Raw genomic sequence first — 13,490 nt, 5'->3', positions numbered from 1 at the left:
TCGGCTAGGGGGGTCAGCGGGCATTCCCGCCACTGTACGACCTGTGGCCGGGAGTGCACGGGCGTCTGACACGGCTGTGCGCCGGAACCCCGCGGACTCCGGCGCACAGACGCTGGTGTGTGCTGCGTCACAGCCAATCACACCTGATGGATCACATTCCGGCGATCAGCTTCTCCACTCGGTCGTCGACGGAGCGGAACGGGTCCTTGCACAGCACGGTGCGCTGCGCCTGATCATTGAGCTTCAGATGGACCCAGTCGACCGTGAAGTCGCGGCGCTGCTCCTGGGCGCGGCGGATGAAGTCCCCGCGCAGCCGCGCACGCGTGGTCTGCGGCGGCACCGACTTGCCCTCGAAGATCTTCAAGTCGTTGCAGACCCTTGCCGCTTGGCCCTTCCGCTCCAGGAGGTAGTACAGGCCGCGGCGGCGGTGGATGTCGTGGTACGCGAGGTCTATCTGCGCCACTCGCGGGTGGGACATCGTGATGTTGTTCTTGGCCCGGTACCGCTCGAGCAGCTTGTACTTCATGACCCAGTCGATCTCGGTGTCGATCCGGTCCAGGTCCTGGGTGCGGATGGCCTCCAGCGTGCGGCCCCAGAGCTCCAGGACCCGCTCGACCATGCCGCTGACGATGCCGCGCCGCTCGCAGAAGTCGACGGCCTTCTCGTAGTACTCCTGCTGCACCTCGAGCGCCGAGGCCTCGCGGCCGCTGGCCAGGCGCACCTTGCGCTGGCCCGTGATGTCGTGGCTGACCTCGCGGATGGCCCGGATCGGGTTCTCCAGGGTGAGGTCGCGCATCACGGTGCCCGCCTCGATCATGCGCAGGACGAGGTCGGTGGCGCCGACCTTGAGCAGCATGGTCGTCTCGGACATGTTGGAGTCGCCCACGATGACGTGGAGCCTGCGGTAGCGCTCGGCGTCGGCGTGCGGCTCGTCGCGGGTGTTGATGATGGGACGGGAACGGGTCGTGGCGGAGCTGACGCCCTCCCAGATGTGCTCCGCCCGCTGGCTGACGCAGTAGACGGCGCCGCGCGGCGTCTGCAGCACCTTGCCCGCGCCGCACAGGAGCTGGCGGGTGACCAGGAACGGAATGAGAATGTCCGCGAGCCGGGAGAACTCGCCGTGCCGGGCCACGAGGTAGTTCTCGTGGCAGCCGTAGGAGTTGCCCGCCGAGTCGGTGTTGTTCTTGAAGAGATAGACGTCGCCCGCGATCCCCTCCTCGTGCAGGCGGCGTTCGGCGTCGACGAGCAGACCTTCGAGGATGCGCTCGCCCGCCTTGTCGTGGGTGACCAGTTCGACCACGTTGTCGCACTCGGGGGTTGCGTATTCCGGGTGCGAGCCCACGTCGAGGTAGAGGCGGGCGCCGTTGCGCAGGAAGACGTTGCTGCTGCGGCCCCAGGAGACGACTCGGCGGAAGAGGTAGCGCGCCACTTCGTCAGGTGACAGTCGGCGCTGTCCCCTGAACGTGCACGTGACGCCGTACTCGTTCTCCAGCCCGAAGATGCGGCGGTCCATGACTGAACATTACGCCTGATGGCCTGCTCCCAAACCGGGTTCCCGAGCAGCGTTTCGATCATTTTCCGCCGCCGCCCCGGCACCGGTCGCGGGTGCGGGAACCGCCAGGACCCGGCGGGTGGCGACAAGCACCAGCATCGCGGCGAGCCCGCCGGCACCCGCGACGCCGAAGCCCGCGCCCGTACCGACGAGCTCGACGGCGGGCCCGGCAACGGCCGTTCCGAGGGAGGCGCCCACGGTGAACGTCGTGACCAGCCAGGAGAACGCCTCCGTGACCGTGCCGCTCGGCGCGTGCCGGTCGACGACGACGAACGCGCAGGCGAGGGAGGGTGCAAGGAACAGTCCGGAGAGCACGCTCAGCGCGGTCATCGGGATGGTGCCCGGGGTCAGCGTGAGCGGCAGATAGCCGAGCGCGAGCAGGCCGACGAGGATGCGCAGTCGCCGCTCGGGGGCGCCGGGCCACTGCCGTGCGCCGTACGCCACCCCGCCGATCAGCGCGCCGAGGCCGAGGCCGGCGAGGAGCACGCCGTAGACGGTGTCCCCGCCGTGATCGTCGGCATACGCGAGGGCGGCGACGGTGATCGAGCCGAGCGCCATGCCGACGAAGAGGAACGCGCCGAGGAGTGCGAGCAGACCGGGTGAGCGGAGCGCGCCGAGCCAGTGGGCCTCTCGGGGCGCCGAGCGCCAGGCCCGTGAGGGCGGCGAGACGACCACGGAGAGCGCGCCGAGCACGCCCACGGCATTGATCACCAGCAGGGCGGCGGCCTCGGACCAGGCGGCGACGAGCAGCGTCACCAGCAGCGGCCCGACGGTGAACATCACTTCCTGCGCCACGGCGTCGAGCGCGTACGCGGTGTGGATGCGGTCATCCCGCTTCAGCACGCTCGGCCACAGGGCCCGCAGGCCGCCTTCGAGTGGCGGGGTGAAAAGGCCGGCGACGAGCACACCAGCGTACGCCACCGGGAGCGGGTCGAGGCCCACGACCGCGAAGAGCGCCATACCGAGTGCGGAGAGCACGGCGGCGGGGAGCATGACCCGGGGCTGTCCGCGGAGATCGACGGCCCGCCCGAGCAGCGGCTGGCCGGCGGCGGTGGCGAGGCCGTACACGGCGGCCAGCACTCCGGCGAGGCTGTAACTGCCGCCCTCCGCGCGGGTGAAGAGCACGATGGCGATGTGGCCGGTGGCGTTCGGCAGCCGCCCGACCAGGGTTCCGGCGAGCAGTCTCGCCGCATGCCGCGCCCGAAGCAGCTCCGCGTAGCCGGAAGCCATGCGCCCGCCCCTTCCTCCGGCTGCCACCGTACGGCGCCGGGTTTTACGTATAACGTCGACCCGTTATACGTACCATGGCGCTGTCCCCGGGTCCACCGGAAAACCGAGACGATCCGGCGGAGACGGCGGAGACGGCGGATCACGAGATGCGGCGGAGGCGCGACGTGAAGCAGGACGAACCGTCACCCGGACGGGCGACGCGGCTCTCGCCCGGTGCTGCCCGCGACCAGAGCCCCCACGGCGGCGCGGCATCTGGACGCGGCGAGGAGGCGGTCGCGGGCGCCCGCGCGACGAGCCGGGACGTGGCCCGCGCCGCCGGCGTCTCGCAGGCCACGGTGTCCCTGGTGCTCGGGGAGAAATGGCGCGGCCGGGTCTCGGAGCGGACGGCCGATGCCGTGCGCGCGGCCGCCGGCCGGCTCGGCTACCGCCCCAACCTCGCCGCCCGCAGTCTGCGGCTCGGCAGGACCAGGACGGCGCTGCTGGTCGTCCCGGCCCTGACGAACGAGTTCTTCGCCCGCGTCTACACCGGCGCCGCCCGCGTGGCCGCCGACCACGGCTTCGGCGTGGTGCTCTACCCCTCCCCCGAAGGCGTCGGCCCGGCACGGGACCCCTTCGACTCCGCCAGCGCCGCGCTGGACGGCGTGATCGCCTCCTCGATGGCCGCCGACGCGCTCGCCGCCATGCGCGGCGGGGGGGGGCTGCCCCTGGTGATGCTGGACAGCGACCCGGCCGACACCGCGGCCGCGGCCACCGTCAACCTCGACATCGCGAGCGGCATGCGGCTCATGACGGAGCACCTGCTGGGCCTCGGCCACCGCCGCTTCGTCCACATCGCCTCGGCCGTGGACTCCTGGACCTTCCGGGTACGGCATGCCGCGCTGGACGAGGCATTGCGGGCCGCCCCGGACGCGGTCGTGCGCCGCGAACCCGCCGAACTGGACGTGGACGCGGGCCGGCTGGCGGCCGAGCGCGCCCTCACCCGGCCCGGCCCGCGGCCCACGGCCCTGGTGTGCGACGACGACATCCTGGCGGCCGGGGCCTGCAAGGCGGTACGGCGGCTGGGTCTGCGCGTGCCGGAGGACGTCTCCGTCACGGGCTTCGACGACCTCGCGCTGGCGACGGCGGTGGAACCGGAACTCACCACGGTGCGGCTGCCCGCCGAGGAAGTGGGCGAGCGGGGCATGGCCGCGCTGCTGGCGGTGCTGGAGGGGCGCGAGGCCGGGAGTGCCGCCGTACCGGTGGAGTTGATGCGCCGCCGCTCGGCGGCGCCGCCCCCGTCCTGAGTCAGGCCCGCACCGCACCGAGCGACGGGACCGCGCCACGCCGAGCGCTCACCGGCGGCCTCGCCGTACGGGGCCCTGGACGTCGCGGAACGCCCCGTGCCCCGGCCGGCTGCTGCCGGCCGGGGCACGGGACCACGGACCAAGGGGGTGCGGGCGGGGCTACTGCTCCGTGTCCGTACCCGTGTCGCCGTCGAGCTCGACGTCCTCGACGGCATCCGTCGGCGTGGACTCCTCGCTGCCGCTGCGCTCCGAGTCCTCCAGGAGCCGCGCGAGCCGGCTCCCCACGACGCGGCGGAACTTCCGCTTCTGCGGCCGCGTACGGTCCAGGACCGCGACCTCGAGCTGATCCGCCGTCAACTGCCGCTCCCCGCCGTTGCTGTCGCGGGAGAGGGCCTGGACGGCGAGCTTGATCGCCTCGGAGAGCGTCATGCCCTCGCGATGACGCTGCCCGAGGAAGCTGCTGATCTGTTCCGCGTTGCCGCCGACCGCGACGGAGCCGTGCTCGTCGACGATCGACCCGTCGTGCGGAAGGCGGTAGATCTGGTCGCCCTCGGGGGACTCGCCCACCTCGGCCACGACCAGCTCGACCTCGTACGGCTTCTCGCCGGCGCTGGAGAAGATGGTGCCCAGCGTCTGCGCGTAGACGTTCGCCAGACCGCGGGCGGTGACGTCCTCGCGGTCATAGGTGTAGCCCCGCAGGTCGGCGTAGCGGACACCGCCGATGCGCAGGTTCTCGTACTCGTTGTACTTGCCGGCCGCCGCGAAGGCGATGCGGTCGTAGATCTCGCTGAACTTGTGCAGCGCGCGGGACGGGTTCTCACCGACGAACACGATGCCGTCGGTGAACTGCAGTACGACGAGGCTCCGTCCGCGCGCGATGCCCTTGCGGGCGTACTCGGCGCGGTCGGCCATGGCCTGCTGGGGTGAGACATAGAACGGCGTCGACACCGGCTATCCGTCCCTTTCTGTCAGTGACAAGGTCATTCCGCGGTCCGCCGTCGCCTCAGAGCAGCGCGGCCCGAGGGCCGTCCGGCTCCTCGAGGCGGCGCTCGTGGATGGCGCGGGCGATCTCGGAGGCCTCGGCCTCCGTGAGCCTGCGGTAGCCCTCGTCGGTGATGACCGTGACGAGCGGGTAGATACGGCGGGCCATGTCGGGACCGCCGGTCGCCGAGTCGTCGTCGGCCGCGTCGTACAGCGCCTGGACGACCAGGGTGGTGGCCTGCTCCTCCGTCAGGTCCTCGCGGTAGAGCTTCTTCAACGATCCGCGGGCGAAGACCGAGCCGGAGCCGGTCGCGGCGAATCCGTGCTCCTCGCTGCGCCCGCCGGTCACGTCGTACGAGAAGATCCGGCCCTTCTCGCGGTCGACGTCCCAGCCGGCGAAGAGCGGCACGATGGCGAGGCCCTGCAGTGCCATGCCCAGGTTGCCCCGGATCATGGTCGACAGCCGGTTCGCCTTGCCCTCCAGCGAGAGCTGGGCGCCCTCGACCTTCTCGAAGTGCTCGAGTTCCAGCTGGAAGAGCTTCACCATCTCGACCGCGAGTCCGGCCGTTCCGGCGATGCCCACCGCCGAGTACTCGTCGGCGGGGAAGACCTTCTCGATGTCGCGCTGCGCGATGATGTTGCCCATCGTGGCCCGCCGGTCACCGGCCAGGACCACGCCGCCCGGGAACGTCGTGGCGACGATCGTCGTGCCGTGCGGCGCCTCGATCGCGCCCTGAACCGGCGGCAGGGGCCGGTTCCCCGGGAGGATTTCCGGGGCGTGGTCGGCAAGGAAGTCCATGAACGAAGAAGAGCCGGGCGTCAGGAAGGCATTCGGCAGACGCCCTGTACTACGAGTGTTGGCTTCCACGCGGTTCCTTCCACGAGATCTTGGAATCCTGAACGGGACCTTACCCAGGGCCGTGAATGTCATCCGTCCCGCGCCCCCTCCGAGAGGACGCGGGACGGATGCCAACGGTCCTACTGACCGCCCTTCTGTACGAAAGACCGAACGAAGTCCTCTGCGTTCTCCTCGAGGACGTCGTCGATCTCGTCGAGGACGGAGTCCACGTCGTCCGACAGCTTCTCCTGCCGCTCCTTGAGGTCCTCGGAGGCCTGTGCGTCCTGTGCGGTCTCCTCGACCTCCTCCGTGGAGCGCGTCGCCTTCTGCTGGCCTCCGCCGGTGTCCTTGGTCGCCATATCCCTCACCCCGCTCGGTTCGCCGACACAGATCGTTCGGTCAAGATCAGACCCTACAACCGGGGTCCGACACCCGCCCTGTAGTTGCTACAACGTCCGGGAGTCACCCCGATGATTCCCGCATCGGTGCCGTTTCAGCCGCGGATCAGCCACCGGACAGCACGCGTACCAGCTCTTCTGCGGTGCGGCAGCGGTCGAGGAGCTCCTTGACGTGGTTGCGGGTGCCGCGCAGCGGTTCCAGCGTGGGAACCCGCTGCAGGGAGTCGCGGCCCGGCAGGTCGAAGATGACCGAGTCCCAGGAGGCGGCCGCGACATCGTCCGCGTACTGCTCCAGGCACCGGCCGCGGAAGTAGGCGCGGGTGTCCTCCGGCGGGTTCGTACGGGCCTTCTCGACCGTGTCCTCGTCCAGGAGCCGCTTCATCCTGCCGCGGGCCACCAGACGGTTGTACAGGCCCTTGTCGGCGCGCACGTCCGCGTACTGCAGGTCGACCAGGTGCAGCCGGGCCGCGTCCCAGTCCAGGCCGTCACGCCGCCGGTAGCCCTCGAGCAGCTCCCGCTTGGCGACCCAGTCCAGCTCCTTCGCCAGGCTCATGGGATCCCGCTCCAGGCGGTTGAGCACGTCCTCCCACCGGGTGAGCACGTCCACGGTCTGCTCGTCGGCGTCGGCCCCGTACCGGTCCTCGATGTACTTGCGGGCCAGCTCGTAGTACTCCATCTGGAGTTGTACCGCGGTGAGTGTCCGGCCGCTGCGGAGCGTGATCAGGGAGCCGAGCGACGGGTCGTGCGAGACCTGGTGCAGCGTGCGGACGGGCTGGTCGACGGCCAGGTCGACGGCGATGAAGCCGTCCTCGATCATGGAGAGGACCAGGGATGTGGTCCCGAGCTTGAGGTACGTCGAGATCTCGGAGAGGTTGGCGTCCCCGATGATCACGTGCAGCCTGCGGTACTTCTCGGCGTCCGCGTGCGGCTCGTCCCGGGTGTTGATGATGGGCCGCTTGAGCGTCGTCTCCAGGCCCACCTCCACCTCGAAGTAGTCGGCGCGCTGACTGAGCTGGAAGCCGTGGTCGTGGCCGTCCTGGCCGATACCGACCCGGCCGGCGCCCGTGACGACCTGGCGGGAGACGAAGAACGGGGTCAGGTGCCGCACGATGTCGGAGAACGGCGTCTCCCGCTTCATCAGGTAGTTCTCGTGCGTGCCGTAGGAGGCGCCCTTGTTGTCGGTGTTGTTCTTGTAGAGGTGGATCGGCTGGGCACCGGGGAGCTGGCCGGCCCGGTCGGCGGCCTCGGCCATGATGCGCTCGCCCGCCTTGTCCCAGAGCACGGCGTCGCGCGGATTGGTCACCTCGGGGGCGCTGTACTCCGGATGGGCGTGGTCGACGTACAGCCGGGCGCCATTCGTGAGAATCACATTCGCCAGACCGATGTCCTCGTCGGTGAGCTGGCTGGCGTCCGCGGACTCGCGGGCGAGGTCGAAGCCGCGGGCGTCCCGCAGCGGATTCTCCTCCTCGAAATCCCAGCGGGCGCGGCGCGCCCGGTGCATCGCCGCCGCATAAGCGTTGACGACCTGGGACGAGGTGAGCATGGCATTGGCGTTCGGGTGACCGGGGACGGAGATCCCGTACTCCGTCTCGATACCCATTACTCGCCGTACGGTCATGCGGCCCTCCTTGCCCGGCGCCGCCCCCCGGATGGGGTGAGCGCTCAAGTACCGCTCTTCTCGATGCGTGTGCGGTGCGCCCGACCCCGCATGCGCCGAGACTCGGCGGTACCGAAGAGCCTAGAACGGCAATGCGGTGGCTGGGAGATCATTCTCACCGAAAACGCACCCGGCTGCGGACGCCCCCAGCCTGGGACGTCCACAGCCGGACTGCCATTTACAGGTACTGGCCGGTGTTCGCCACCGTGTCGATGGACCGACCGGTGTCCGCGCCCTGCTTTCCGGTGACAAGGGTGCGGATGAAGACGATCCGCTCGCCCTTCTTTCCGGAGATCCGGGCCCAGTCGTCCGGGTTGGTGGTGTTCGGCAGGTCCTCGTTCTCCTTGAACTCGTCCACGCAAGCGGCGAGCAGATGGGAGACCCGCAGACCCTTTTGGTTGTGGTCCAGGAATGCCTTGATGGCCATCTTCTTCGCGCGGTCCACAATGTTCTGGATCATGGCGCCGGAATTGAAGTCCTTGAAATACAGGACTTCCTTGTCGCCATTCGCGTACGTGACCTCCAGGAAGCGGTTCTCCTCGGATTCCGCGTACATCTGCTCGACGACCGACTGGATCATGCCGTCGACCGCGGCTTCCTTGGAGCCGTTGTGCTCCGACAGGTCGTCGGCATGCAGCGGCAGCTTCGGGACCAGGTACTTCGCGAAGATGTCCTTGGCCGCCTCGGCGTCCGGACGCTCGATCTTGATCTTCACGTCGAGACGGCCGGGGCGCAGGATCGCCGGGTCGATCATGTCCTCGCGGTTCGAGGCACCGATGACGATCACGTTCTCCAGGCCTTCGACACCGTCGATCTCGGCGAGGAGCTGGGGAACGATGGTGTTCTCCACGTCCGAGCTGACGCCGGAGCCACGGGTGCGGAAGAGCGACTCCATCTCGTCGAAGAAGACGATCACGGGGGTGCCCTCGCTCGCCTTCTCACGAGCACGCTGGAAGACCAGGCGGATGTGGCGCTCGGTCTCGCCCACGTACTTGTTGAGGAGCTCGGGGCCCTTGATGTTCAGGAAGTAGCTCTTGCCGGCGGGCTGCCCGGTCACCTCGGCGACCTTCTTGGCAAGGGAGTTGGCGACGGCCTTCGCGATCAGCGTCTTGCCGCAGCCGGGCGGACCGTAGAGCAGCACGCCCTTGGGCGGGCGCAGTTCGTGCTCCTTGAAGAGGTCCGGGTAGAGGTACGGCAGCTCGACCGCGTCCCGGATCAGTTCGATCTGGTTCCCCAGGCCGCCGATCCGGTCGTAGTCGATGTCGGGGACCTCTTCGAGGACGAGCTCCTCGACCTCGCTCTTGGGCACGACCTCGTAGACGTAGCCGGAGCGGGGCTCGAGCAGCAGGGCGTCACCGGGCCGGATGGTGGCGTCCAGCAGCGGCTCGGCGAGCCGCACCACCTTCTCCTCGTCGGTGTGCCCCAGCACCAGGGCGCGCTCGCCGTCCTCGAGGATCTCCTTGAGGGTGACGATGTCCCCGGAGCGCTCGAACTCCATGGCCTCGACCACGTTGAGCGCCTCGTTGAGCATGACTTCCTGGCCGCGCTGGAGCTCGTCGAGCTCCACGCTCGGGCTGACGTTCACGCGGAGCTTCCGGCCTCCCGTGAAGATGTCGGCCGTTCCGTCCTCGTTCGCCTGCAGGAATACCCCGAAGCCGGCCGGGGGCTGGGCGAGCCGGTCGACCTCCTCCTTGAGGGCCACGATCTGGTCGCGTGCCTCACGCAGCGTGTTGGCAAGACGCTCGTTCTGCGCTGAGACACCGGCGAGATTGGTCTGCAGCTCGACGATCCGCTCCTCGAGAATCCTCGTGTGCCGCGGAGAGTCGGCGAGCTTGCGCCGCAGGACGGCGATCTCCTGCTCAAGATAGGCAACCTGTCCCGCCGGGTCCTCTGGACCACGTCCGGGCCGGATGCCGCGGTTGATGTCGTCGTCGTGGGCTGCCACGGTCCTCACCTCCTCCAAGGGGAGCTGGACGCTTCCTGACCCTACCTGTGCAGGTGAGGGTTGAAACCCCTAGATCAGAAAGACGGTCGGGGTGTGTCTGATCTTCACCCTTGCGTACGTCCCCACGCCAGGGGGCTTACCCACCCAACAACATCCGAAAGCGAGCGGTTGTATCGTCGAGTCGGTCAACACCCGTCAGGGTTGGCTTCAATTGGTCCGCTTAAGTAGGGAACGGCAGGGGAGATGTCCGCACAGAACGAGGCGCTGGAAGTGTGGATCGACCAGGACCTGTGCACCGGTGACGGGATCTGCGCTCAGTACGCGCCCGAGGTCTTCGAGCTCGACATCGACGGCCTGGCCTACGTGAAGGGACCGGCTCCGGAGGGTGAAGAGGCCGAACTCCTCGCGGATCCCGGGGCCACAACGCCCGTCCCTCTGCCGCTGCTCCAGGACGTCGTCGACTCCGCGAAGGAGTGTCCCGGCGACTGTATTCATGTACGTCGGATTTCGGACAAGATTGAAGTCTACGGCCCCGACGCCGAATGACGAAGCGACCCTGAGTCGCCGGTCACACACTCCCCGCGACGGGGAGGGCGCTGAGCCTGAACTTCCCCTCCCGCCACCGCCATTCGACCTTGCGCTGCTGATCCGGGCAGCACCTGGGGACGTCCTCGGACGAGTAGCCGAGGAGGGTCGCCGAGACCGTACGGCCGCGGACGGCGAAGTCCGAGACGTTCATGCCTTCCTTCGGGTCGAGGAAGGTCTCCACGATCCGCGGGGTGCCCTGGCCCGAGGCCGCGTGGGCCAGTACGTAGATGCCGTTGGGCGGGGTGCCGAAGCCTGCCGTGCAGCGCACGACGGCGACCGTCTCCTCGCGGCCGTCGCCGTCGAGGTCCCCCGAGCCCTTGCGGACGACCTCCACCCTCTCCGGCCCGCAGTCGACGGGATAGTCCGCCTTCTCCGCGTCGGGCCCGCCACGGGGCTGCGGGTCGGCCGCCCGGGCCGGGGCCGAGGCGCCCGCCGGGGGCTTCGCGACGGCATCGGCCGGCTGCAGCAGCGCCGAGCCGCCCACGACAGCGGCGAGCGCCGCGGCGGTGGCGATCCAGTGCACCGGGCGGGTGCGGGTGTGCGGGAGGTCCGGGCCGGCCGAGGGCTGCACGCGGGGTGTCTCCTGTGAAAGCTGAGGCGACGGGGGTGGCCAGCATCGTGCCACATGTCACACCCGTCCGGAACGACCGGGGCCCACGCGTACCGCGCGTCTCCGTACAGCGCCGCCGCCGGCCTCCCGCGAGGGAAGTCGGCGGCGGCGCTTGGGTGTTGTGTGCCTGACGGATGGGCGGCTCAGCGACGCGTCCGGTTCCGGCGGCGGTGCCCGGCCGGACGGCTCATTCGGACCGTGAGGCGCTGCCGCTGCCCGGACCCGTGTAGTCCTCGCCGTACGCGCCCTTGGCGGGTCGGCGGCGGCGCAGCGGCGGCTCGACGCCGTCCGCGAGACGGCGGGCGGTCAGCAGGAAGCCCGTGTGGCCGATCATCCGGTGGTCGGGACGCACGGCCAGGCCCTCGACGTGCCAGGTGCGGACCATGGTCTCCCAGGCCGTCGGCTCGTTGAACGTGCCGTGTTCGCGGATCTCCTCGACGGTGCGCGCGAGCTGGGTCGTGGTGGCCACGTACGCGCAGAGGATGCCGCCGGGGACGAGGGCCTTGGAGACGGCCTCCAGGCACTCCCACGGCGCGAGCATGTCGAGGATGACGCGGTCGACGTCCGTGTCCGACAGATTGTCCTGGAGGTCGCCGACGGTGAGCTGCCACGCGGGGTGCTCGTCGCCGAAGTAGCGGCGGACGTTCTGGGCGGCGATCTCGGCGAAGTCCGCCCGGCGCTCGTACGAGTGGAGCATGCCCCGGTCGCCGACGGCGCGCAGCAGGAACATGCTGAGCGATCCCGAGCCCACCCCCGCCTCGACGACGCGCGCGCCGGGGAAGATGTCGGCCATCGACAGGATCTGCCCCGCGTCCTTGGGGTAGACCACGGCAGCGCCGCGCGGCATGGACAGGACGTAGTCGGGGAGCAGGGGACGCAGCGCGAGGTAGGCGACGTTCCCCGTGGTACGGACAACACTGCCCTCGGGAGCACCGATCAGCTCGTCGTGGGGGAAGGCTCCCTTGTGGGTGTGGAAGCTCTTCCCTGCCTCGAGCGTGAAGGTGTAGTGGCGTCCCTTGGGGTCGGTGAGCTGGACCTGGTCCCCGACCTGGAAGGGCCCGCGACGGCGGGCGGCACCGGTCGGTTCGGACATGCGACCAGGGTACCGGGCGGGTCGGTGGCCCCAGCACCCACGGTGCCCGGCCGCGCACGCGACCGGCGGACGGAGGTGGGTGCGCCCGCGCTCCTCCGGGCCTACGACGAGGGCCGGGCCATCGCCGCGACGAAGGCCCGCTCGACGTCGGCCGTGGACAGCACCCCGTAGATCTCGCCGGTCTCCTCCACGACCAGGTACTCGGTCGCGGGGGTGGCCCGGAGGGTGTCCAGCAGCTCCTCGCCCGACAGCTCGGCCGAGACCCGCATGCCGGGCTTCAGGTCCTGGGCAAGGCCGCTGACGGCGACCCAGGGACGCCGGTGCTCGGGGACGCCCGCGATGGCCGCCTCCCTGACGACCGCCGTCGGCTCGCCCTGCCCGTCCACGACGACGAGGGCGCGGGCGCCCGCCTCGTTGGCCCGGCGCAGGGCCTCGGAGAGCGGGGTGTCGGACTGGACGGGGACTGCGCGGCGTGTGAGGGCGCGGGCCCGCAGATCCGGCAGGTGCTCGCGGAGCCGGGCCATGCGCAGGCTGTTGCCCGCACCGGTCCAGATGATCGCGGCGAGGATGGCGGCCAGCAGGGCGTCGGTGATGGTGTCGAGACCGCTGATCTCCTCGGGGCTGCGGCCGAGCAGCCCCGTCTGGGTGACGAGCGGCAGACCGATCAGGACGGTGACGGCGAGGGCGCGGCCGGTCCAGGCGGCGGCGATCGTTCCCGTCATGGGTTTGCCGCTGATCTTCCAGACCACGGCGCGCAGCATCCTGCCGCCGTCGAGCGGCAGACCGGGCAGCAGGTTGAACGCGGCCACGATCAGGTTGGAGATCATCAGGCCCGCGAGCAGCACACCGGGGACGGTGCCGGGCTCGACCGCTTGCATGGCGACGTAGAACACGCCCGAGAGGACGAGCGAGAGCAGCGGCCCGACGAAGGCGAGGACGAACTCCCGGCCGGGGGTCTCGGACTCCTTCTCGATCTCCGACACCCCGCCGAAGAACTGGAGCTGGATACGGCGCACCGGCAGCTTGAACCGGAGTGCGGCGACCGTGTGGGCCAGCTCGTGGACGAGCACGGAACCGTAGAAGGCGACCGCGAAGAACAGCGAGACGAGGTAGCGGAGGCCGCCGAGTTCGGGCAGGACGCGCTCGAGCTGTTCGCCGAACACCCAGGTGATCAGGGCGGCGACCAGGAACCAGCTCGGAGCGACATAGACCGGCACGCCGAAAGGACGGCCCATCAGGAGACCGCCGCCGCTCTCGCGGGGGCGCTGCGGCTTCCCGCTCTCGCCGCTCTCGTCCACGGTGTCAGGTGTCCCCT

12 protein-coding genes are annotated in these 13,490 nt (G+C 70.0%); 2 read left to right on the top strand and 10 right to left on the bottom strand.

What is annotated here, in order from left to right; all coding sequences use genetic code 11:
- Positions 1-151: 151 nt before the first annotated feature.
- Both pafA and ABZ822_RS12015 read right to left on the bottom strand, forming a co-directional pair.
- A complete protein-coding gene (gene pafA, locus ABZ822_RS12020) occupies positions 152-1,513 on the bottom strand; it encodes a Pup--protein ligase (protein ID WP_360850917.1) in 1,362 nt (453 codons plus the stop codon).
- A gap of 9 nt (positions 1,514-1,522) precedes the next feature.
- Positions 1,523-2,782 (bottom strand): MFS transporter, encoded by a 1,260-nt coding sequence (locus ABZ822_RS12015; protein ID WP_360850914.1) that lies wholly within the window; start codon positions 2,780-2,782, stop codon positions 1,523-1,525.
- Positions 2,783-2,946: 164 nt separating this feature from the next.
- Here ABZ822_RS12015 and ABZ822_RS12010 point away from each other — a divergent pair, with 164 nt between their 5' ends.
- A complete protein-coding gene (locus ABZ822_RS12010; protein WP_360850911.1) occupies positions 2,947-4,065 on the top strand; it encodes a LacI family DNA-binding transcriptional regulator in 1,119 nt (372 codons plus the stop codon).
- A 159-nt stretch (positions 4,066-4,224) separates the two neighbouring features.
- On the opposite strand, the gene prcA is transcribed toward ABZ822_RS12010, so the two are convergent.
- The 5 genes from prcA to arc all read right to left on the bottom strand — a co-directional run bounded on the left by prcA (position 4,225) and on the right by arc (position 9,884).
- Complete coding sequence (gene prcA, locus ABZ822_RS12005) at positions 4,225-5,013, bottom strand: proteasome subunit alpha (RefSeq protein WP_360850908.1); 789 nt, start codon at positions 5,011-5,013, stop codon at positions 4,225-4,227.
- A gap of 55 nt (positions 5,014-5,068) precedes the next feature.
- The gene (gene prcB / locus ABZ822_RS12000; RefSeq protein ID WP_360850905.1) at positions 5,069-5,914 is read right to left on the bottom strand and encodes a proteasome subunit beta; all 846 of its coding nucleotides are present in this window, start codon (positions 5,912-5,914) and stop codon (positions 5,069-5,071) included.
- A 110-nt stretch (positions 5,915-6,024) separates the two neighbouring features.
- Positions 6,025-6,243 carry a ubiquitin-like protein Pup gene (locus ABZ822_RS11995; RefSeq protein ID WP_251411117.1) on the bottom strand — a complete coding sequence of 73 codons (219 nt, stop codon included), beginning with the start codon at positions 6,241-6,243 and terminating at the stop codon, positions 6,025-6,027.
- Positions 6,244-6,388: 145 nt separating this feature from the next.
- Positions 6,389-7,900, bottom strand: a complete 1,512-nt coding sequence (gene dop / locus ABZ822_RS11990; RefSeq protein WP_360850900.1) for a depupylase/deamidase Dop — start codon at positions 7,898-7,900, stop codon at positions 6,389-6,391.
- Between the two features lie 217 nt (positions 7,901-8,117).
- On the bottom strand, positions 8,118-9,884 hold the full coding sequence (arc, locus tag ABZ822_RS11985; RefSeq protein ID WP_360850897.1) for a proteasome ATPase: 1,767 nt from the start codon (positions 9,882-9,884) through the stop codon (positions 8,118-8,120).
- Positions 9,885-10,127: 243 nt separating this feature from the next.
- Here arc and ABZ822_RS11980 point away from each other — a divergent pair, with 243 nt between their 5' ends.
- Positions 10,128-10,430: a ferredoxin gene (locus tag ABZ822_RS11980; RefSeq protein ID WP_360850894.1), complete on the top strand. Its 303-nt coding sequence runs from the start codon at positions 10,128-10,130 to the stop codon at positions 10,428-10,430.
- Between the two features lie 22 nt (positions 10,431-10,452).
- Here the strand turns inward: ABZ822_RS11980 and ABZ822_RS11975 are convergent, their stop codons facing one another.
- The 3 genes from ABZ822_RS11975 to ABZ822_RS11965 all read right to left on the bottom strand — a co-directional run bounded on the left by ABZ822_RS11975 (position 10,453) and on the right by ABZ822_RS11965 (position 13,473).
- On the bottom strand, positions 10,453-11,043 hold the full coding sequence (locus tag ABZ822_RS11975; RefSeq protein ID WP_360850892.1) for a hypothetical protein: 591 nt from the start codon (positions 11,041-11,043) through the stop codon (positions 10,453-10,455).
- 226 nt (positions 11,044-11,269) lie between these two features.
- Positions 11,270-12,175 (bottom strand): tRNA (adenine-N1)-methyltransferase, encoded by a 906-nt coding sequence (locus ABZ822_RS11970; protein ID WP_360850889.1) that lies wholly within the window; start codon positions 12,173-12,175, stop codon positions 11,270-11,272.
- Positions 12,176-12,276: 101 nt separating this feature from the next.
- Positions 12,277-13,473: a site-2 protease family protein gene (locus ABZ822_RS11965; RefSeq protein WP_360850886.1), complete on the bottom strand. Its 1,197-nt coding sequence runs from the start codon at positions 13,471-13,473 to the stop codon at positions 12,277-12,279.
- Between the last annotated feature and the right edge of the window lie 17 nt (positions 13,474-13,490).

Source organism: Streptomyces sp. NPDC047108, from assembly GCF_040643575.1.
Taxonomy (GTDB): domain Bacteria; phylum Actinomycetota; class Actinomycetes; order Streptomycetales; family Streptomycetaceae; genus Streptomyces.
Note: the sequence above shows the minus strand (reverse complement) of the source record. Positions and strands in the feature narration are given on the sequence as shown.

What these genes read in the sequence shown, in the direction of transcription:
- ABZ822_RS11995 (WP_251411117.1), bottom strand. Translation starts at nt 6,243, where the DNA reads ATGGCGACCAAGGACACCGGCGGAGGCCAGCAGAAGGCGACGCGCTCC.
- ABZ822_RS11980 (WP_360850894.1), top strand. Translation starts at nt 10,128, where the DNA reads ATGTCCGCACAGAACGAGGCGCTGGAAGTGTGGATCGACCAGGACCTG.
- pafA (WP_360850917.1), bottom strand. Translation starts at nt 1,513, where the DNA reads ATGGACCGCCGCATCTTCGGGCTGGAGAACGAGTACGGCGTCACGTGC.
- ABZ822_RS11970 (WP_360850889.1), bottom strand. Translation starts at nt 12,175, where the DNA reads ATGTCCGAACCGACCGGTGCCGCCCGCCGTCGCGGGCCCTTCCAGGTC.
- dop (WP_360850900.1), bottom strand. Translation starts at nt 7,900, where the DNA reads ATGACCGTACGGCGAGTAATGGGTATCGAGACGGAGTACGGGATCTCC.
- ABZ822_RS12015 (WP_360850914.1), bottom strand. Translation starts at nt 2,782, where the DNA reads ATGGCTTCCGGCTACGCGGAGCTGCTTCGGGCGCGGCATGCGGCGAGA.